Here is a 21,449-nt window from a genome sequence, read left to right as displayed (position 1 = left end):
TTCATCCTTTTTATTGTTCTGTCTTTTATTTTTTTTGATTGGTTTCTACTTTTTTGTGCGGTTTACCCATTTTCTTGTGGGGTTCATCCTTTTTATTGTCCTGTCTTTTACTTTTTTTTATTGGTTTCTACTTTTTTGTGTGGTTTACTCATTTTTTGTGTGGTCCTTCTCTTTTCTTGTGGGGTTCATCCTTTTTATTGTTCTGTCTTTTATTTTTTTTGATTGGTTTCTACTTTTTTGTGCGGTTTACCCATTTTCTTGTGGGTCCTTCGCTTTTCTTGTTTGGTTTATCCTATTTATTGTCCTATCTTTTACTTTTTTTGAGTGGTTTTCACCTTTTTGTATGGTCCTTCGCTTTTCTTGTCTGGTTCATCCTTTTTATTGTCCTGTCCTTCTCTTTTTTTGATTGGTTTTCAGTTTATTGTGTGGTATCCCCCTTTTCTTGTGTGGTCCTCTCTTTTTATTGTCCTGTCTTTTACTTTTTTTGAGTGGTTTTCACCTTTTTGTATGGTCTTTCTCTTTTCTTGTCTGGTTCATCCTTTTTTTGTTCTGTCTTTTACTTTTTTTGATTGGTTTCCACTTTATTATGTAGTCTTTCCAATCCTTTGAACCTTCTTCTTCCATTAACTAATCCTAATCCAGTCAATTTTTAAGCAAACAAAAAGGATGAGACTACTCTCATCCTTTCGATTAATTTGCTTTTAATGATTCTTCCGCTGCATCAACTGTGTGTTTTAAAAGCATAGATATTGTGACTGGACCTACGCCACCGGGAACTGGAGTGATTGCACTTGAGTTTACAAGGCAAGCTTCATAATCTACATCCCCAATGTTTCCTTTGTTATATCCAGCGTCTAATACAACGGCACCTGGTTTGATCCAATCACCTTGAATAAAGTTTGGCTTTCCAACGGCAGCTACGACGATATCAGCCAATTTTACGATTTCTGCTAAATTGGTAGTTCGTGAATGACAGGTCGTTACCGTTGCATTTTCATTTAAAAGTAAGGCAGATACAGGTTTTCCTAGGATTGGGCTTCTACCAATAACAACGGCATGTTTTCCTTCAATCGGAATTTCATAGTAGTCTAAGATTTTCATAATCGCAGCAGGTGTACAGGAAGGAAATTTTCCAAACCCTAATGCAGTTTGTCCGTATCCAAAGCTTGTTACTCCGTCAACATCCTTACGAATATCAATTGCATCGAATGCTTTTCGCTCATCAATTTGGGATGGGACTGGGTGTTGAAGTAGTATTCCATGTACGGTGTCATCTTCATTTAACTTTTGAATGGTTTCTAAAAGTTCCTCTGTTGATGTTTCTTTGGAGAGATGGATTTTTATTGATTTCATTCCAAGCTTTTCACAAGCTTTTCCCTTCATATTTACATATGTTTCTGAGGATGGATCATCCCCAACTAGAATTGTAGCGAGGCATGGAGTGATCCCCTTCTTAATAAGGTTTTCCACTCTTTCTTTCAAGCTATTTTTCACACTGTCAGCAACTAATCTTCCATCAAGAATTTGTTTTTCCATTAAGAAACCTCCTTAAAATGTAAGGCTCTTTTCTCAAACATTATTGCAATTGAAGTAATAATGAATGCTGAAGGGGTTACATCTTTAACTTCACTTTGAAAAGAGCTGCAAACTTCATAAGAACCGCTGTATTGAGTGTAAAAGCCGACTGTTAGACTTTTACAAAAATAAAAAGAGATAAGGGTGGTGAATGATGTTCTACCTTCCTTATCTCTGCCCAGACGACCCGACCCGATATAAACACAGCTCCCAAGTGGTCTATTCCACAAATGTCGTCAGTTACTGTGTTAACAATGATTTAACTAATTCGATCATATCACATAGAATATCGATTCTCAATATCATCATATTTGAAAAAACAGCTTTTAAATCAGAAATATAAACTTAATGAAGATTCTGTGAACGCTATTGTAAATTTAGGAAAAAAAGTTTATATTAGAGCTATAGAAAGTTAGTGAAATATTTCACAAACTTTCTAACAAGCTAGCTGGCTTACAATCTTACATCTTAGATAGCAAAAATTTTTATCATAACTTGTGAAATACTTCACAATATATAAGGAGATGTTGGTCATGAAATGGTTACGAGGACCGAAAATGGCAATTGTATGGACAGTTTTAAGAGTTTGGTTAGGTATTCAGTGGTTAGAAGCCGGGATTGGAAAATTGACACATGGATTTGATGCATTTGGATTTTTACAAGGAGCTATTGCTAATGCAACTGGAGAGCATCCTACCGTACAAGGGTGGTATGCAGACTTCCTCCAACATTTTGCACTACCTAATGTAGAATTATTTAATCATCTCATTCCATATGGTGAATTATTAGTTGGCCTTGGATTAATTGTAGGATTTGCAACTATCCCGGCACTTATTGCAGGAGCATTTATGAACTTAAACTTTATGTTAGCTGGTACAACAAGCACAAATCCTATTTTATATACAGTAGCTATTCTCATCATGGCCGCTGGAGCAGCAGGTTATTATTACGGAGTAGATCGATTGACAATTCCTTATATTAAAAAATGGTGGAATACAAATAAATTAAATCGACATCATGCTCCAACTCATTAAACATGACAATTTGGTAAATTAACAAGTAGAAGCTTATTTCCCTTCAGACTGTCGAGAATTGTCGACAGTCTTTTACATTATATGTTGTCTTCACACTGCCCCAATTGATCTTAAAAATTAATGAAAATAAAAAAGCAGGTTGATTTTAACGATCAACCTAGCGTTATAAATAACCTTTAATTATTTTTGCCTGCGTTTCAAGCGCCTGTTTTCTCCTTCGTAATATTTCTTCCTCTTTTTGCACTGCGTCAAGTTGGTCTATTAATTTTTTGTATACTCCTTGAAAGAGTTCCACCTGACCACAGCCTACTTTTTCTTTAAGCTCAAAAAGCAATTGGATATCCTTTAAGCTTAATCCCATTTCTTTTAACTCGATGATTACTTGAAAATCATTCACTTCTTTTTCCTGATAATCCTTCCGATTCTTGTTCCACTTCGGTTTAAGCAGTTTCATCTCTTCATAATGACGAATGGTATCCTTTGAGGCATTTACTAGCTTGGCAAATTCTCCTACTTGCATCTTCTCACCTTATCTATCATTTTATTAGAATTCTTCAAAAAAAACTTCAGATTTCATGTTGACATGGGGTTAACCCCGTAAAGTTTAATGATCTCAATCTCTTTTCTTGAAAGGCTCTTTTCTCAAACATTGTTGCTAATGAATAATCACTCTCGGTTGTATATTGCTACATCTTTCATTTCACTGAGGAAAGTGAGGCAAACTCTATAAGACCGCTGAATTCTTTATTGGAAGTAAAAGCCGGCACTTGGGCTTTTACAAAAGGCAACAAACTATACGAAAACAGCCTTTTGAAAAGAGCTAACTTATCTTTAGGAGGTTGTTTAATGTTTTTCCTTGGACTTTTACTTGTCATCATTTACGGTGGGGGAACAACTCTAAGTGGGGCAATCCAACTTCAGAAACAGAAAATCCCTTTTTTAGCTGCTTTAAGCCTTTGTTTATTAGGTTTACTTTTAATTTTGTCAGCTTGCCTGTCGTCTACATTTCCCTTTACATTATTCATACTCGTTTTTGTTTTAATGTTGATTCATGGTGTGGCATTATTTAATGGATTCCACATGTATGGAAAAATAAATCCGTTGCACCACATAATAAGATTATGTCTTTCCGGTATAATCATTTTTATTTTTACTGTTAAACATTTATATTAAAAGAAAAGGGTGTCTGGCTTGAATCTACCGGACACCTGATTTTTCATCTTGTTGATTGAACAAAGCCCACTCAGAATAAAGGATTCCCATAATCACCCGATCATAGGATTTTCCATCACGCTTGACCGCTTCGCGCATTCTACCCTCTTGTTGAAATCCAACCTTTTCATAAGCACGAATCGCCCTTTTATTATATTCAATCACATCTAATCCTACACGATTGAGGTTTAATTCACAGAATGCATAGCGAAGCATTAATTGCAGTGCATCTGTTCCAAAGCCTTTATTTCGAAAAGACGGATCTCCAATTCCAATGGATAATAATCCTGCTCGATTATTCCATTCAATACTATGTATAACAATAAAGCCGATTAATTGATCGTCCTGAATCGTTCGCAATTGAAAATAAAAAGAATTTGAACTTGAGCTTGATTCTTTCTCAATTTGCTGTTTCGATTTGGGAATGGCAATATCTGTATCAATATTACGAAGATACTCTACATCTTCCCCCCATTTCACCATTATATCTGTATCATTTTCCTGTACTCCTGTTAATTTCACGTATTTTCCTTGAAATAAATTGGTTAGCATATATCCTCCTAAGCAGATGACCTACAACTCTATAATGAAACTCATGCTTTTTCTAGTTTCTACATTCATTATCATATTTCCTTCTATAAAAACCAGATAAGTTTGCCAAAATAGATAGGGAATAATTGGATGAATGTCGGAGAAAATAATGTCATCTATGCCCAAAGGAGTATTGTATGGAATCTATCTTCATTACCTCTCTTAGAACATTCATTAGCTTTAGTATTTTGCTTCTATTGACTCGAATTCTTGGAAAAAAACAATTAAATCATGTGACTGTATTTACATATATAACCGGAATTGCTCTTGGAAACATTGCTGGAGATATGGTTGTCCATAAAGACATTAAAATTACTGATGGTATTATTGGTTTAACACTATGGTCATTATTAACATTAATTATCGAATACATTTCATTAAAATCAGTCAAAGTTAGAACCATTCTTGATGGGGAACCTTCGATTATCATTAAGCAAGGAAAAATACATGTAGACGCGATGCGTTCCAATAAATTAAATATGGATGATTTAATGATGCTCATGAGATTAAAGGATGTCTTTAGTATAAAAGAAGTAGAATATGCGATCCTCGAACCTAATGGACAGTTAAGTATACTAAAAAAAGAGGAATATGAATCGGTCATAAAAAAAGACACACATATTTCAACCAAACGGAGACCATATCTTCCAACAGAGTTAGTAGTTGATGGAAAAATAATTAAAAAGAATTTGAAAGAACTTAATATTAATGAAGATTGGTTATTGGAAGAATTGAAAATGAAAGGACACCCCCATCTAAGTAAAATCTTTTATGCAGAATTACAACCTGACGGAAGCATTCATGTTGATTAAAATAACAGTTTAGCTGCATTAACTCTAGATATCGATTGTGGCTGAATCATGTATCCTAATCACCATCAATTGAATCACTTGAATATTGGTCACAATATTTATAAACTGAAAGGGCAAAACTAATTGAAATGAATGAGGTGATTATCCATGTTTCAAAACGTAGAAGGATTTCTACAAATGTGGAAATATGAAGTTATGGAAACACAGAAAGTTTTAGACGTGTTAACGGATCAATCCTTGCAACAAGAAATTGCTCCTGGCCATTGGTCATTAGGTCGTGTTGCTTGGCACATTACGACAGCAATTAAAGTAATGGGATCTCAAACAGGGTTACAATTTGATGGACCAGATAAAGACTTTCCAGTGCCAGAATCAGCTACATATATTGCGGATCAATATCGAAAAATGGGTGAGTTATTCGCAGATGCTGTCAACACTCAATGGACAGATAGCACATTAAGCGAGGTTCACAATGTTTTCGGTAGAGATATGTCGAATGGAGCATTACTAATGTTTATCATTCATCATCAAATCCATCATCGTGGACAACTTACCGTTCTCATGAGACAGGCTGGCTTAACAGTTCCTGGCGTTTATGGACCATCGAAAGAAGAATGGTCAAAAATGGGTATGGAACCACCTAAAATGTAAACATGAAAAGGCTGATTTTGAAATCAGCCTTTTCATCTAAGTATTTTTTAATCAATCACTATTATATTTTTGTATTACTCTTTTTCGCTCTATTTTCTAGCTGGCTTTTAGGATCGTTAGTCATTGTATCGTCTTGTCCATAGCCTTGTGGATTTACTCCTGGAGCTTTTTTTCCACGGTTATTATTTTTAGGCATCCTTTCACCTCCAATACTAATTACTAGCCTCCCTCACCATTCACTTTTTATCCTAAAAACCGCTACATTTTTAAGAATCTAGATGCTTCGCACAATTATATAGATTACATGTCCATCCATTTGATGTTTTATTGAGTTCTGTTATGGATGTGTTTTCTAAATGTCCTTCAAATTCTACTTGTGGGACTAGTTCTTGGATCAGACATTGAATGCAAGCACCGTGTGAAACAATCAATATATTCATATTTTCATGTTTTTCTTGAATTTCTTGAATAAAAGGTAAAGTTCTTTTAATTACACTTTCCACATCTTCCATACCTAAATCTAGCTCTCTCCAATTATGACCCCATTTAGCTATTCTCTCAGATTCAATCGTTCCTTCAATTTGACCACCACTCACTTCACGAATTCGTGGTTCTAGAACAATTTGTTTATTGCCCATTCTTTCACTGATGATTTCCGCTGTTTGTCTTGCTCGTAAAAGATCACTAGAGTATATTACATCCCAATTTTCCATACTTAACCGCTCAGCAAGCTTATTTGCTTGAATAATTCCATCCTCATCGAGTGGGATATCAGCACTTCCCTGTGCCCTTCTTTCCTTATTCCACGCTGTACTTCCATGGCGGACAAAACCAATTTTAGTCATATGCACCCCTCCATTCTTGTTAAAAATCTATTCTCTTAATCCAAATCTTGCGATAAGCGGATCATATCTATTGCCTGTATTCCATTTTCATAGATTTCCTCTGAATAATGTCGAAGGAAAAAATCTCTATCGATTCCCGTTATTCGAAATCCACATTTCTGGTAAAGTGCAAGCTGTGAAATACTTGAATTAGCTGTTCCAATCTCAATAGTTTTGAACCCTTGTTCTCTTGCATGAGCAATCGCATGATTCACTAACTTCTTGCCTATTCCCTTTCCTTGTTCCTTCTCAGATACAGCAATATTTACTAATTCAATCGTCTCTGGCCTTGTCGGTAAAAGTACATAAACTCCATGGACTACACCATTTTCTTCCGCAACAAAACATTGCCCTCGATCAATATACTCCTCAACAAGCTTACGTGACGGATCGGCTAATAATAAAAGTTCAATTGGAGGACTTTCATTAGCTCCTAATTGTCTAAACTTCATTTTAATCCCCTACCTTTAAAGCATATAATACATGTGGTTTTAATGGATCATTTAGTTCAAGCTTCGGATGCAAAAATGTTTTGACCTTTTTTAAACCAATTTTCTGCATAATTCGTTCTGAGCGCGTATTAATTTCTGCTGTGAAGCTGTACACATTTTCAAACTGCAAATTCTCCTCCGCATATTCTAAACAAGCTTTTGCGCCTTCAGTTGCCAGCCCTTTGCCCCAAACTTCCTTTTTCAATCTCCAGCCAATTTCTACACAAGGTGTGAAATCCGCTTCAAATGTTGCGTGATGAAATCCAATAAAACCAATGAACTCCCCTGTTTCCTTTAGTTCAGCAGCATATAGTCCATAGCCATAGGATTGAAACTCATCCATGATGGCCTCGTAAAATGCTGTTGTTTCTTCATGTGTCAGTATCTTTGGAAAATACTTCATCACCTCAGGGTCTTCATTCATTTTCTTAAAATCTAGTAAATCTTTTGTTTCAAAAGCACGCATGCGTAATCGATCTGTTTCAAAGTAAATCAAGTCTATCACCTATCTTCTTTTTTTAGCAGCTCTTTTCTTAGACATTGAGTTTTAACTAATGATTTAAGTAAAGTTTTAAGAATTTCTATCGATGAAGACCGCTGCACCTTTCATATCACCGAGAAAAGAGAGACAAACTCCATATGACCGATGAATTCTTATTGGGTGGAAAAGCCGGCAGTTGGGCTTTTACAAAAGCAACAAACTATACGAAAACAGCCACACTTCAAATCACGAGAAAAGAGCTGCAAACTAATGTAACATTCGTCAGTAATGCATTGAATTCTTTCAAATGTTTCATACCCTACCGATACTCTTAATCCTTTTGTGACTTTACTAACATTTTAAAATCCAAACCTTATATTTCTTCTCGATATCCGATCTATTTCCCTTTATTTTTTTGGCACTTTTCTCAAACATTGTTGCTATTTAAGCAAAGTTTTAACTATCGGATGAAGACCGCTACACCCTTTATTTCACATAGAAAACTTTCATGATCTTTCGCTCTCAACCCAGAATGAAAATGGGTTCTCTGTCCCATAATGTAGATACCACAAACAGTGAGTATATGACGTAGCTCTTATTGGTGGTCTTACCCTGTTGAGAAAACTGTTGGAATGAATTTGGTGCACAACCCATTGTTAGCTCTCTCAATTTCGAGAGATGACTACGAACAGAAAAATGTTTAATTTCAAATTCATTCCACTGTTTGTGGAATATTTTCAGAAGGTGGAGTGAAATGGAAACATTGCACAAACGATGTGCAGGCCTAGATGTTCATTCGGAAACAATAGTTGCCTGTGTCATTCTTGGAGAATCAGAAACTGACTTGATTAAGGAGACTGAAACATTTCCTACTTTGACGAAGGATCTGTTTCATCTTCTTAAATGGCTTGAGGAGAAGGAAGTAACCCACATCGCAATGGAAAGTACAGGCGTCTACTGGAAACCTGTATACAATATCTTGGAGGATTTCTTTGATATTACTTTGGCAAATGCTCAAAGGATTAAAAATGTCCCTGGAAGGAAAACAGATGTTTCGGATGCTGAATGGATTGCTAAATTATTAAGACATGGCTTAATAGAGAAAAGTTTTGTCCCTCCCGAAGACTTTCGAAATTTGAGAGATTTGACTCGCCTCAGAAAAAAATGGATTGGACACATGACATCCGAAAAAAAACCGAATCCAAAAGGTACTAGAGTCCTCAAACATCAAATTAAGCACAGTTATTTCAGATATATTTGGAGTATCAGGACGAAAACTATTGGAACAACTCATGAATGAAGGTTATATCGATCAAGAAGATGTCGAACAAAAGATACATGGAAGAATGGCCCATAAAAAGCAATTGATTACCGACTCACTATTTGGAACATTAAATGATCACCAGCTATTTCTTATTAAGCAATCTTGGATGCACATTGTTAATTTAGAAGAATTAATATCAGATATCGAGAAAAGAATCGACGTCATTTTATCCAACTATCAGGAGGAAGTACAGCTTCTGGTTACAATGCCGGGAATTAAGAAAGACACGGCAGCTGTTATCATTGCGGAAATAGGAGTAGATATGGGACAATTTCCAACCTCCAAACATCTTGCATCATGGGCAGGATTGTCGCCCGGAAATCACGAAAGTGCTGGAAGGAAAAAAAACACTAAAACGGTTAAAGGAAATCCTCATATTAAATCTGCATTGTGTGAGGCTGCGTGGGCTGTTTCAAGAAGTCGGAATCAAAGATTAGGAATCAAATATTGGTCACTAGCTGCAAGAAGGGGAAAGAAAAAAGCACTCGTTGCCATCGGACATCGAATGCTAACTATTGTCTATCATATGCTTCAGAATAAGGAACCCTACCATGAGTCAACTTAAATTAGCATTATAGACAAACAACAGAAAAGTTAAACGAGAAACCGAAAAATTCGGTAGCTCTGCTTTCCTATTGCCCAAATTAAATTATTTATAGCTTGCACAATTTTAATCAAGTTTAAACTTAATAAATTATTCTTAAAGGCGGAGTTTTATTTTCACAGAAAAGAGCTACAAACTATATACGAAAACAGCCATTCTTTTAAACTGATAAGTTATCTGCTGCATGTCCCCTGTTTTTCCTAAAAGTGATGATTAAAGACAATCCAGCTAATGTAACTAAAATTCCTGATACATTCAAAATCCATGAGATCGATAAATAGTTAATAATAAAAGAACCAAACATTGTTCCGAACGGTACGATAAATGTTGACAAGGTTGAAAGCAAGCTTCCTACACGACCCATTTTATTTTCTGGGACCATGGTTTGGTATAAGGTTCCAATGCCAACACTTGCCATGCTAACTCCAATACCTAAAATAAATGCAAAAATTAGGAGGGCTATATAGCTTTCAGGAAAAACTCCTGAGATTAGCAAAGCAATTCCTTCAATTGACAAACCGAAGATAACCATTTTTACTCTATCTTTCATGATGTTTAATAATATAATGAGGCTTCCTGATAATGCTCCTACTGAAATGGCAGCATCCACGATCCCCATTCCACTAGCGCCTACTTTTAGTATTTGATTACATAGGACAGTAATAAATACATTTAATGGTGCTAGGAAAAAATTGATGATGATTCCGCCAACAATTATTAGGTGCAACAGCTTCTTATAGCGTAGAACATAGGTGAATCCTTCTTGAAATTGGAGATAAAATTTTCTTTTCACATGATCAATGTCCACTTTTGGTATCGCAAGGAACATTTCACTAAATGCAGAAATAATAAATGAAATCCCATTGATCAAAAATAGGAGCCACATATTTGTAACTGCTATTAGTATTCCTGCAAGTGCTGGCCCAATAATATTCGATAGTTGATTCGTTACTTGCATAAATGAGTTTGCTTTTGGCAAGTTCTCTTTTCCTACTATGAGTGGTATCGTTGCTCCTATCGCTGGACTAAAAAAAGCAGATACAAGTGATGAAGCAATCATCAGTAAATATAATAAATAAATAGGTAGCTCCTCAAAAAACATGAACAAAGCAATCGCAAGCATGATACACCCATTAATCATGTCTGAAAAAACGAGAAGATACTTTTTAATATTCCTATCTGCTAAAACTCCTACAAAAGGCATTACTAATACAGACGGAATAGTAAAGCAAAGGACACTTAAACCTAATGCAATGGACGAACCTGTTGTTTCAATGATATACCACATAATCGCAATATTATAAAAGCGATTACCTAGCACAGAAACACTATTGCCCATCCATAAAAGAAGAAAGTTTTTATTCCTTAATACATTATTTTTCATCATATCCCAACCTTCCATTATCATAAAATCACTCTTTTTATACAAATCGAACTACAATGCATTATACAACATACATAAAATGACTCATTCTACACAAATCGAATATCGATAGTATATATAAGGAGGTCGCCTTATGACCTCCTTACTCTAGTAATGATTTTGTTAATGTTTCCATTAGCTCCTTTAGCTTATCTTTATTAAGTTGATAATAAACTTTATTTTCGATTCTCATAGAATAGACAATTCCAATCGAATGTAAAGTGGATAAATGATGAGAAATAGTTGAATTAGATAAAGACAATGTCTGGGCAAGCTCATATCCATATCTAGGAGCTTTATTTAAAAGCATGATAATTCTAATACGTTTTTCATCTGCAACGATTTTAATGGCATCTAAAACATCATCTAGGCTCATCTTATTTTTGGTGTTAGAATCATATTCATTTATCCCATAGTGGTAAATAAATGACTGCTCACTATCTGATGAAAGAGATGATGTATCATAAAAATAAGATGGAGATAGAATTAGCTTCATCGCTTTATTCTCAATCACATATGAAGGAATAACTGGAAATGCCTCTCCAACCTTTTCCCTCGTTGAAAATATTTGTTTTCCCTTTAAATAATCAATATTTTCTTGCTGCTTCTTCAAAAAGTATGGAAGATCCGTTTTAAAGTAAAACTCATAAAATTGTTTCATTAATGAGATAAAACGATTTTTAGTATTTTCTATATCAACATATAAATAAGTCAATTTCCATTTTTCATTTTCCGGTAAGCTTGTATTTTTGATAAACAGTCTAACCTCTGTAAAATCATGAATATCGGATACTTCAGTTGGTGTGAATCCCGTTTCTAGAAAATGTTCAAAAATATGATGTGCGGAATCCGATTCAATCTGCTGAATAAATTTCTCTAAAGATTGATAACAATTTGTTTCATATGCATATCGAATCATACTTAACCCAATAAACGTTTCTTGGCTAAAAAAGACTTCTAATTCATCCTTCAATATTTGGGGAATACTTCGCACCTTCTCGTCTACCCACTTTTGAAGTTCCCCGTTTAGTTCTCGTTTAGTCTGCTTATTTGCGTAATCTTGGATAATAAACATAGATGAAAGCTGTTCAAACACAGGTGATTGAATAATAAGAATATTTTCTCCCAGCTCTACCATTAGATCCCCTCCTATTTTAATCATAATATACATCGAACATTCTATTTTCGTCAACATGTATTTTCGATATCAATCAAAACAAAATAATTAGAAGCTCCATTGTATTTTTATACTAATCAAAGCAAAAGCTATCTTCGATGAAAAAACTTTCAAAAAAGGAGGACATCGAATGTCTAAGGACACAAACCAACCAATCAATCAAACAAATGAAGAACATGAAGACACATTAACAAACAGACAAGGGCATCCAATTACGAATAACCAGAGCATTCGTACAGTAGGAAATCGTGGACCCGCTACATTAGAGAATTATGATTTTATTGAAAAGATTAGCCATTTTGATCGTGAACGAATTCCAGAGCGAGTTGTTCATGCACGTGGTGCAGGGGCACATGGATATTTTGAAGCTTATGGTACATGTGGAGATGAACCAATTTCTAAATATACGCGAGCCAAATTATTTCAAGAAAAAGGGAAAAAAACACCTGTCTTTGTACGTTTTTCGACGGTTATTCATGGCGGACATTCACCTGAAACATTAAGGGACCCAAGGGGGTTTGCTGTAAAATTTTATACAGAGGACGGAAATTGGGATTTAGTAGGGAATAACCTTAAAATCTTCTTTATCCGTGATGCAATTAAATTTCCAGATATGATTCATGCTTTTAAACCTGACCCAATAACAAACCTCCAAGATAATGAAAGATTTTTTGACTTTTGCTGCAATTCTCCAGAAACCTTTCATATGGTCACATTTGTTTATTCTCCTTGGGGAATTCCAGCTAATTATCGAATGATGCAGGGTTCTGGTGTGAATACATATAAATGGGTGAACAGTGCAGGGGAAGCTGTACTTGTAAAATATCATTGGGAGCCAAAACAAGGGATTAAGAATTTGACACAAAAAGAAGCAGAAGAAATACAAGCAACTAATTTTAATCATGCAACACAAGATTTATATGATGCAATTGAAAGAGGCGATTATCCAGAATGGGAATTATTTGTTCAAATCATGAGCGATGATGCGCATCCAGAACTAGATTTCGATCCATTGGATGATACAAAGCTATGGCCTGACGATCAATTCCCTTGGAGAAAAGTAGGAAAAATGGTGCTTAATAAAAACCCAGAGGATTATTTTACCGAAGTAGAGCAAGCGGCATTTGGGACAGGTGTACTTGTCGATGGGCTTGACTTCTCAGATGATAAAATGCTTCAGGGTCGTACTTTTTCTTACTCTGATACACAACGGTATCGAGTAGGTGCGAATTATTTACAGCTCCCAATTAATGCGCCCAAAAAACGTGTAGCCACAAACCAAAGTGGCGGACAAATGCAATATAAGGTAGATCGTGCACCTGGACAAAATCCTCATGTGAATTATGAACCATCTATTTTAGGTGGATTAAAAGAAGCAAAACAATACGGGAAGGAATATACACCTCAGATTGAAGGCCAATTAGTACGCGAATCCATCGATCGCCAAAGTAATACGAAACAAGCAGGAGAAACTTACCGAAGCTTTGAACAGTGGGAAAAAGATGAATTAATATCAAATCTTGTTTCTGGACTTGCTCCTTGTGATAAAAGAATCCAAGAGAAAATGATCGCTCTTGCTGAAGAAGCAGATGAAGAATATGGACGTAGGCTAAGAGAAGGTTTGACTCAAGCATCTAAAAGTGGTTCCAGTCAAAAGCCACTTGGAAATAAGGATGCAGATAAAGCACCTGAAAAAGCCATCAATAAAGGTCATGAGGCTGATCCATACTAAAAAAATGGTAACGGCTGTCTGTAAATTGAAACAATCAGGCAGCCGCTATTGGAATACACTCATTTTTTTACCCGTTCAATAAATTCATGAAGTTTATCTACAGAAGTTAAATTTTGATTGCATTTTAAACTATCTATACAAATATAATTTCCTTTTTTAATAAAAGTATCTCGTACCTCACCCTTTTTTTCTGTTAAGAATAATCCGACTTCCTCATGCTTATTACATAAAGCACAGATTCCTTTTTGCTGAATCCTTTTAAAGGATCCTTGTAAACCAACAAGTTTATTGTCAAGCATGGCCACAAGATATTTCTTACTAGATCCTTCGTCAATCCAACTTAAATAGGAAATTTCTCTTAAATCCATATCTTCCATTGCTGGTACTTTTAATTTCTTTGCTTTCGGAAACAGCTTTTTAATAGCTTGCTGTGAGACTGTTTTAAAAGGAACTACATAAGGCACTATTGTAGCTAAAAATTTCTCAGCATCCGCTGTATCTTGTACATTTATTATTGGTTGAATGAGTTCTTCCTGTTCCTCAGTTAATTCTTCAAATAATTGAACGACCTTTTCCTTTGCTAATGATTTTAGTGCTTGAAGGACATTTCCATCGTTAACAGTTGAATGGCCGTTTATTAAAATTTGTGTTTGTTGCTTTATAAAATGATATTGATCACTTCTTATGAAAGGATCCATGATTTTCAACTCCTAAACTTCAGATTCTTTTTAACTATAGAAGATTATCGTACCTATTGAAAGGTAGAAAATATGTCGGAAATGAACTATACCTAAAAAGGCACTCGTCAACTACCAAGGAGACAACTCCTTCATTGACAGTGCCTTTTCCATTTATTTAGCATAAACAATTTTTTTTATCGTTTCGATTGAAAGGAAATATTCATCTGCCAATTGATCGATTGTTGTGCCGTTTTTAAATGCTTTTTTTATCATCGCATTACGTTGATCAATGTATTTCCTTCCACCCGATCGAGTCCCCCATTTCTGGTGATTGTTCCGAGGTTTCGGTATATAAATTGTTTCCCCCTGAACATATTTCTGAATTTCCATAATGAGATTCTCAGGTAAAACAGTTGATGCTTTTACATATTTCAATTTTGCCAGCCCCTTATTTTTTTATATTTAGAAATAAGGTGCAAAGCCAAAATATTAGAAATGCAAAATTAAATAATGGGCGATTGTTTATTTTAGTATTGTCCACCCCATGCAAAGTATCGCCTTTCCAATAATAGGCTTTGCATGAGTAGCTACAGACTCTAGCAATTTGGGTTCTATTGCCATTTTATCACCTCCCAAATTGTGTTAGTAAAAACGTTTTTACTTATTATAAAACAAATTAGTTTAGAAAACATCTTGAGTAGCTATAAAATAATAAGTTTTTTATTATAATAACTGCCACAAGCTACTCCATATTTTTGGGATTTTCCGCTATAAATTATATAAAACGATCCGTTTTTTTTTACAAAAATTATTTTACAACTGGAATTAAATAATCAAAGGTACTCGCATCTATGTTCGAATATCTCTCTAGCTTCGAACCTATTGGTTGAAATCCGTAGCGGATGATAACCTGTATATAAGAAAAGCAAAAAAGTGCATCTTCTGGTCTACAGTCCTGTAAAACTGCAAATAAGGTTGGAGAAACTTTTTCAATTCTAAAATCTTTATGATCTCCTGTCAAAGAATTATTTAGAACCTCAAACCCTATCTCTCCTATTATTTTGTCCTCAGTAATCATTTCAGTTTTTACATATACCTGTTCAGAGCATGTGACTCCTAGTTTTTCTAATTGACTTTTTGCAGTAGTAAAATGCTTTTGAAAAGGATTCGGCTGCCTTTGCGAATGAACCCTTTGCCACACAAAATACTTTTCGGTCTCCCAATTTGATAATAATAGTGTTTGTTGCGGATTTTCTACATTGATGCCACCAATATATTTTTGAGCTGCAAGGAGGACCTCCGTTCTTTTGTTCAAGTCCTCTCTCCAACGATCAAGTATCTTTTTTTTCTCCTGATCATTCACTGTAAAATATAGCTTTATATCCTGGATTGAAATACCTGCCTGTCTAAGCGAATCAATCATTTTTGCCTGATATATTTGATCGAACGAATAGGCCCTATAACCATTTTCCAACCTGACAAATGGCACTAATAATCTCTTTTTATCATAAAATCTCAGTTTACTAGGGGGGAGTCCTGTCCTTTTTGAAAATTCCTTTATCGTAAGATTCATTTCATCTGTCCATCTTTTTATTTGTACGACCAAATATTTATTCGGTTATTATCAGAATCATATATATGAAATCCACCCCAACCGTTTATTGGGTCTCCTGCAATTTCTGATGGTTTGATCCCATTACGAATTAATTTATTGTATTCTTCAAAGAAAACAGCGGGTCTAATATCAAAATAACATCTAGCCTGATGATCACTCGGTTTTTCAACTGAACTTTTCATACTTTGGAGTAACCATATATTATCCCAATATTGTTGTCCTAGCACATTTCTGTCATAAGCATCTTCTGTCCTCAGATGTGCATAACCCTTTTCTACATTCACCTCAACCACTTCAAATCCAAGGTTCTTTGCATACCATTCCGCAGAAACCTTTGGATCTTTAACATAGATTAAGGAATTTACATTTCCGAAACCTAGAATTCCTGATTCCGGGTAGTCATCGGTATCCACTTTCTGCTTGTCCTCGACAAGTGTTAATCTCGCATCGTTAAAAGCAAAAATGTCACAGAATCTTTGACCATTAGGTAAAATATTTGTTTCAGTGAATTTTACCTCTTTTCTTTCTAAGAAGCTTAAGGTGTGATCAAGGTCATAGGTTACAAATACCAGCTTTACTTGTCCCTCATTACTAGAAGATTGTAAGTGCTCATATTCCCCTTCAAATGACTTTATCGTAACCATCCCCGCTTTAGGTAACTTCATAAATCCTTTCCTACCAACCCAAGAAGTAATTTTATCAACACACTCCCATCCCAGTATCTCCTGATACCATTTTACGCAGTTTTCAAACTCCTCTAAATCTACCATGATAAACCCTCCATCCCAGCGATACAAACAATCAACTCCTATAATGTATTTACATATTAAGGTTAAAGGTTAAACCTAGTGCAATGTCAATCTATATATTTTAAAAATTGTGAAATTTTTATCGGTTATTAGCTTATTAAACTTCCACTTCAAGTTAGTAGAGTAACTTCAACAAAAAAGCAGACAAAGCGTCTGCTTAAAACTAATCGATCTTTTTCTCAAAAATCAATTCCATAGTCAGTGCTTGTCCAGCACCGCCAAAAGGGGGAGTTACAATTTGCAATAACTTCCATCCTTCCCTAGCGTTTTCGTGGATGATTGCTTGATAGTCTTTTTTTGGCTTTCCGTTTAATGCCCCAACAGGTATAGTTTCAAATTTATATTCATACATGGAAAACACTCCTAAAAATTTATTTATTATTCTCTACGAAAGATACAAAGAAAGGTTTCAAAAATAAGGTGATTAATCCATAGCTATCCTGGACAATTTCTTCAGAAGAAATGATTAATCCCTTCCTGCAGAAGCAATGGCTAAATATATGTCTCGTTTCGCTACACTAGTACAATATAATATATGTGCCCTAATCGGTTAAATCGGGATGATATTAAATAATTTGGGTTATCAATAGAACTGAAAAAACAGCAATAAATGATATTTCATTTTCCTTTATTAAAAACATTGCAATCAATGGTGTAAATTTTTAAGTAAATACTTTTTATCTTTTTAAACTATTGCTTGATAAGCATAAAAAAACAAAGCCTACTTTTCAAAAAGATTGATCCAAGTAGGCTCTTAATATATTCGTTTCAAAGGTTGATCCACCTTTGCTCTGAGCGATTGCGATACGTTGATCCAGATTTTCTCCTTCAGATTCTGCAAGACATTTTTTCCGTCAGAAGGTTAATCATCTTACTAAGGTAAAAACCCCGGAAGTATATAATTAGTATGCTTTCGATAGTGAAAAGTATTGATCGTTATTTATTACTTTGTAAGTGTGCCAATTTATCCGGATTTGCCACCATATAGATACGGGAAATCTTATCACCAAGGAATTCTATTGAGATCACATAGGCGACATAATCGTTGATTGATACGACTACTCCTGGATACCCATTCACATCCTTGAATTCCATTTTCGAGTTTTTAGGCAACTTTTTCATAATGCTCGTAAACAAAAAGACAATTCGTTCTGATGTATAAATTGGATTTATCGCAGCTTTTACTTTACCGCCACCATCAGAAATAAATACGGAATCTGTCTTCAGTAGCTCCAACATTTTATGAATATTCCCTTCTTGAAACGCCATTGTAAATTGTTCTACCCTACTCCTCATAGATTGAAAATCCAATGATGCAGCTTTCGGACGATTTTCCATGCCTTTTTTCGCGCGATGGAAAATCTGCCGGCAATTAGTAGAAGATTTTTCAATAATAGCTGCAATTTCTTCATAGCTATACTGAAAAACTTCTCGTAATATGAAAAAAGCTCGTTCATCCCCAGATAACTGCTGTAAAAGCAAGAGATAAGCTGTCGAGATAGATTCCTTTATTAAATAAGTATTGGAAGGGTCATTTCCATCATCCACCAATGGTTCTGGCAGCCACTCTCCAACATAAACCTCGCGTTTACTAGCGGCGGAACGCAATTTGTCTATAGAACTATTCATCACGATCCTACATAGATACGCTTTCTTGTTTTCAATGACCTTTTTGCTACTTATACTGTTGTAAGTTAAGAATGCCTCCTGTACAAGATCCTCAGCATCCGTAACACTCCCCGTCATTCGGTAAGCAATCGAAAATAACAAAGGTTTATACGTCTGATACAATTGTTCAGTCTCCAAAACGCTACCCTTCCTTTATCACTATCATTTCATTAGCTTTTAAAATTTCTTGCGCTGCACGCTTCCCACTTGCAACTGCAGCATCAGCTAATACTTCTTCATGTCCGGTCCAATCTCCTGCAATATACATCCCTTTCATTTCTGGTATACTCGGACCCGGGTTCCCTTTTCGTTTCGAATGTGGGAAATTATAAGATACCGTTAGTTTTGGTAAAAACTGTTGCACAACGATCTCTTGTCTCCATCCTGGATGAAGCAAATCCATTACCGATTCTAATTGTTGCTTATCTGCATTTACGTTGATTTCTTCTATAGGATTATGATATTTTGCTAGACTTACAACGACTGTACCATCATCACTTAATTTTGCTGCTCGTGATTGATTTGTGAAAAATAATGATTGATCAAGACCGATTGCAAACTGATGTTGTGGAGTAGGTAATTTTTTCAATCCTAGATCAATACAGCTTGCTGTAATAGAAATCGCCTGTTCATTCCATAGTCCTAACGAGGTATGTTCTGCATCTTTAATCATTTTCACTGCTTCTTTCGGAGGAGCCGCAACGATACAATCCGCTACATCAAGTACTGTTCCATCAGAACAAAGTATGCTTTGATAGTCACCATGATGCTCAATCTTTACGACATTTTTATTCGAAAAGATGTCAACTCCTGAGGTTATAGCCTGCTGCCTAAGTTTCTCCACAATCGTTCCCCAACCTCCATCAACATACAAAACACCGCCCTTCAAAGAACGTTGCACTTGCTTCAATACTGGCTTTGCAAGCTGTAAGGTCGGTGCATTTGTATAAGTCGTCAATCGGCAGATCGAATAAAAAACATGTCTTATCATTGGATCACTTATTTCCACATCAGCCCACTCCTTAAGGCTAACTTCTGGAATGGAACCAACATTTAAGTTCATTAACTTTAACATGAACTTGCCAAACACAAACTTCGATTTCCATGATAAAAGGGAAGATGACATAATCGATGAAAAATCTGTTGGAATAACTTGAACTGACTTATTGAGAATGCCATGAATTTGCACAGACTTTGAAGCATTACCACCCGGAATGGATAATCCAAGTTCAGTTAAAATTGTCATAGCATCCCCTGAAAGATACAGTCCATGCGGCCCCAAATTCAAATGCACTCCATTTTTTTCATTCGTTATCGCCCTGCCACCGAGACGATTCGATTTTTCCAAAACAACGACCTTTTTTCCTTCCCTCACCAATAAATTTGCTGCTGTCAACCCAGCCAATCCCCCACCAATTATTGCCACATCATATTTAAACATATAAAAATCCCTCCTAGAATCGTTCTGTAATCAAAACGATTGAAGAAAGGATTTTGTGACAGCGAAAATGTAATATTTAAAATTTATTAAGATTAAGATTTCATAATGAAAAGATATTGGTCAAGCACGTATAATTCCCTCGTCTTAAACTAAAACAAGCAAACCCAATAGTTTTTTGCACAGAACTAAAACCTAAGGGACGGGTTGATTACCTTGAAGGTAAATATTGCGCGGGCTCGGGAACTATTAAGAGCGATTGGTTACCTTGATGGAGGATTTTTCGCGGGTACGGGAACTAATGAGTGCGATTGATTACCTTGATGGAGGATTTTACGCGGGTAAAGGAACTAATGAGTGCGATTGGTTACCTTGATGGAGGAATTTCCACGGGCGCGGGAACTAATGAGTACGATTGGTTACCTTGATGGAGATATTTCCGCGGACACGGGAACTAATGAGTGCGATTGGTTACCTTGATGGAGGATTTTACGCGGGTTCGGGAACTAATGAGTGCGATTGGTTACCTTGATGGAGGATTTTACGCGGACACGGGAACTAATGAGTGCGATTGGTTACCTTGATGGAGGATTTTCCACGGACACGGTAATCTAAGTGAGAGGTTGGTTACCTTGATGGAGATATTTCCGCGGACACGGGAACTAATGAGTGCGTTTGGTTACCTTGATGGAGGATTTTTCGCGGATACGGGAACTAATGAGAGCGTTTGGTTACCTTGATGGAGGATTTTTCGCGGACTCGGGAACTAATGAGTGCGATTGGTTACCTTGATGGAGGAATTTCCACGGACACGGTAATCTAAGGGAGCGTTTGGTTACCGCGAAGGTGAAATTTGCGCGGACACGGGAACTAATGTGAGCGTTTGGTTACCTTGATGGAGGATTTTACGCGGGCTCGGGAACTAATGAGTGCGTTTGGTTACCTTGATGGAGGATTTTCCACGGGCGCGGGAACTAATAAGTGCGATTGGTTACCGCGAATGTGAATATTGCGCGGGCTCGGGAACTGTTGAATCAGACTTTATTGCAATAGAGCCTTGTGAAGTATTATGTGTCCTTTTAGAAGAGTACAAAGCACATTTTAAAATTTGATAATAAATTTAATCAACTATTATTACAGGATCTTGCCTATAAACTTCGAACTTGCACCATTTCATCAAGAGTAAATGCACTCTCACCTGCAAGGGTACGTTTAGCTGCTTATTTATGTACAGTTGAATCCCCTTCA

21 protein-coding genes, 1 pseudogene and 1 riboswitch are annotated in these 21,449 nt (G+C 35.8%); of the genes and pseudogenes, 6 read left to right on the top strand and 16 right to left on the bottom strand.

The window, feature by feature from the left end; genetic code table 11:
- Positions 1-690 precede the first annotated feature (690 nt).
- Positions 691-1,536 (bottom strand): bifunctional 5,10-methylenetetrahydrofolate dehydrogenase/5,10-methenyltetrahydrofolate cyclohydrolase, encoded by an 846-nt coding sequence (locus tag I5818_RS05690; protein WP_071975057.1) that lies wholly within the window; start codon positions 1,534-1,536, stop codon positions 691-693.
- A gap of 208 nt (positions 1,537-1,744) precedes the next feature.
- Positions 1,745-1,829: riboswitch (ZMP/ZTP riboswitch) on the bottom strand.
- A 279-nt stretch (positions 1,830-2,108) separates the two neighbouring features.
- Here I5818_RS05690 and I5818_RS05685 point away from each other — a divergent pair.
- Positions 2,109-2,609, top strand: coding sequence for a DoxX family protein (locus I5818_RS05685; protein ID WP_071975058.1), 501 nt, complete (start codon positions 2,109-2,111; stop codon positions 2,607-2,609).
- A 163-nt stretch (positions 2,610-2,772) separates the two neighbouring features.
- Here I5818_RS05685 and I5818_RS05680 read toward each other — a convergent pair whose 3' ends face one another.
- Positions 2,773-3,129 carry a MerR family transcriptional regulator gene (locus I5818_RS05680; RefSeq protein WP_078109164.1) on the bottom strand — a complete coding sequence of 119 codons (357 nt, stop codon included), beginning with the start codon at positions 3,127-3,129 and terminating at the stop codon, positions 2,773-2,775.
- Between the two features lie 326 nt (positions 3,130-3,455).
- On the opposite strand from I5818_RS05680, the gene I5818_RS05675 reads away from it, so the two are divergent.
- Positions 3,456-3,782, top strand: a complete 327-nt coding sequence (locus I5818_RS05675) for a hypothetical protein (RefSeq protein ID WP_078109163.1) — start codon at positions 3,456-3,458, stop codon at positions 3,780-3,782.
- 24 nt (positions 3,783-3,806) lie between these two features.
- On the opposite strand, the gene I5818_RS05670 is transcribed toward I5818_RS05675, so the two are convergent.
- Positions 3,807-4,373, bottom strand: coding sequence for a GNAT family N-acetyltransferase (locus I5818_RS05670; RefSeq protein ID WP_078109162.1), 567 nt, complete (start codon positions 4,371-4,373; stop codon positions 3,807-3,809).
- Between the two features lie 176 nt (positions 4,374-4,549).
- Here I5818_RS05670 and I5818_RS05665 point away from each other — a divergent pair, with 176 nt between their 5' ends.
- Complete coding sequence (locus I5818_RS05665; protein WP_078109161.1) at positions 4,550-5,224, top strand: YetF domain-containing protein; 675 nt, start codon at positions 4,550-4,552, stop codon at positions 5,222-5,224.
- A gap of 147 nt (positions 5,225-5,371) precedes the next feature.
- Positions 5,372-5,875 (top strand): DinB family protein, encoded by a 504-nt coding sequence (locus I5818_RS05660; RefSeq protein ID WP_078109160.1) that lies wholly within the window; start codon positions 5,372-5,374, stop codon positions 5,873-5,875.
- A gap of 61 nt (positions 5,876-5,936) precedes the next feature.
- Here the strand turns inward: I5818_RS05660 and sspL are convergent, their stop codons facing one another.
- The 4 genes from sspL to I5818_RS05640 all read right to left on the bottom strand — a co-directional run bounded on the left by sspL (position 5,937) and on the right by I5818_RS05640 (position 7,746).
- Complete coding sequence (gene sspL, locus I5818_RS05655; protein ID WP_078109159.1) at positions 5,937-6,071, bottom strand: small, acid-soluble spore protein L; 135 nt, start codon at positions 6,069-6,071, stop codon at positions 5,937-5,939.
- 70 nt (positions 6,072-6,141) lie between these two features.
- Positions 6,142-6,720, bottom strand: coding sequence for a histidine phosphatase family protein (locus tag I5818_RS05650; protein ID WP_078109158.1), 579 nt, complete (start codon positions 6,718-6,720; stop codon positions 6,142-6,144).
- Positions 6,721-6,755: 35 nt separating this feature from the next.
- The gene (locus I5818_RS05645; RefSeq protein ID WP_071975060.1) at positions 6,756-7,211 is read right to left on the bottom strand and encodes a GNAT family N-acetyltransferase; all 456 of its coding nucleotides are present in this window, start codon (positions 7,209-7,211) and stop codon (positions 6,756-6,758) included.
- 1 nt (position 7,212) lies between these two features.
- The gene (locus tag I5818_RS05640) at positions 7,213-7,746 is read right to left on the bottom strand and encodes a GNAT family N-acetyltransferase (RefSeq protein ID WP_078109157.1); all 534 of its coding nucleotides are present in this window, start codon (positions 7,744-7,746) and stop codon (positions 7,213-7,215) included.
- Between the two features lie 739 nt (positions 7,747-8,485).
- Between I5818_RS05640 and I5818_RS05635 the strand changes: the two are divergent.
- Positions 8,486-9,620 (top strand): annotated as a pseudogene (locus I5818_RS05635) (IS110 family RNA-guided transposase).
- A 199-nt stretch (positions 9,621-9,819) separates the two neighbouring features.
- Here the strand turns inward: I5818_RS05635 and I5818_RS05630 are convergent.
- The gene (locus I5818_RS05630; RefSeq protein WP_169847000.1) at positions 9,820-11,046 is read right to left on the bottom strand and encodes an MFS transporter; all 1,227 of its coding nucleotides are present in this window, start codon (positions 11,044-11,046) and stop codon (positions 9,820-9,822) included.
- Positions 11,047-11,185: 139 nt separating this feature from the next.
- Positions 11,186-12,220: an ArsR/SmtB family transcription factor gene (locus I5818_RS05625; protein WP_209391869.1), complete on the bottom strand. Its 1,035-nt coding sequence runs from the start codon at positions 12,218-12,220 to the stop codon at positions 11,186-11,188.
- 169 nt (positions 12,221-12,389) lie between these two features.
- Between I5818_RS05625 and I5818_RS05620 the strand changes: the two genes are divergently transcribed.
- Positions 12,390-13,991, top strand: a complete 1,602-nt coding sequence (locus I5818_RS05620; RefSeq protein ID WP_078111316.1) for a catalase — start codon at positions 12,390-12,392, stop codon at positions 13,989-13,991.
- 59 nt (positions 13,992-14,050) lie between these two features.
- On the opposite strand, the gene I5818_RS05615 is transcribed toward I5818_RS05620, so the two are convergent.
- The 7 genes from I5818_RS05615 to I5818_RS05585 form a co-directional block, all read right to left on the bottom strand.
- Positions 14,051-14,689, bottom strand: a complete 639-nt coding sequence (locus I5818_RS05615) for a FusB/FusC family EF-G-binding protein (RefSeq protein WP_078111315.1) — start codon at positions 14,687-14,689, stop codon at positions 14,051-14,053.
- A gap of 153 nt (positions 14,690-14,842) precedes the next feature.
- Positions 14,843-15,106 (bottom strand): CD3324 family protein, encoded by a 264-nt coding sequence (locus I5818_RS05610; protein ID WP_058003560.1) that lies wholly within the window; start codon positions 15,104-15,106, stop codon positions 14,843-14,845.
- Positions 15,107-15,479: 373 nt separating this feature from the next.
- Complete coding sequence (locus I5818_RS05605) at positions 15,480-16,244, bottom strand: helix-turn-helix domain-containing protein (RefSeq protein ID WP_209391868.1); 765 nt, start codon at positions 16,242-16,244, stop codon at positions 15,480-15,482.
- Between the two features lie 17 nt (positions 16,245-16,261).
- Positions 16,262-17,056 carry a VOC family protein gene (locus I5818_RS05600; protein ID WP_235849802.1) on the bottom strand — a complete coding sequence of 265 codons (795 nt, stop codon included), beginning with the start codon at positions 17,054-17,056 and terminating at the stop codon, positions 16,262-16,264.
- Positions 17,057-17,258: 202 nt separating this feature from the next.
- On the bottom strand, positions 17,259-17,447 hold the full coding sequence (locus I5818_RS05595; RefSeq protein ID WP_071975067.1) for a DUF4177 domain-containing protein: 189 nt from the start codon (positions 17,445-17,447) through the stop codon (positions 17,259-17,261).
- Positions 17,448-18,031: 584 nt separating this feature from the next.
- Positions 18,032-18,901: an RNA polymerase sigma-70 factor gene (locus I5818_RS05590; RefSeq protein ID WP_078111050.1), complete on the bottom strand. Its 870-nt coding sequence runs from the start codon at positions 18,899-18,901 to the stop codon at positions 18,032-18,034.
- Positions 18,902-18,905: 4 nt separating this feature from the next.
- On the bottom strand, positions 18,906-20,204 hold the full coding sequence (locus I5818_RS05585; protein WP_078111049.1) for a phytoene desaturase family protein: 1,299 nt from the start codon (positions 20,202-20,204) through the stop codon (positions 18,906-18,908).
- Positions 20,205-21,449: the final 1,245 nt, after the last annotated feature.

Source organism: Heyndrickxia oleronia (genome assembly GCF_017809215.1).
GTDB classification, from domain to species: domain Bacteria; phylum Bacillota; class Bacilli; order Bacillales; family Bacillaceae_C; genus Heyndrickxia; species Heyndrickxia oleronia.
This window is presented reverse-complemented; position numbering and strand designations above follow the sequence as displayed.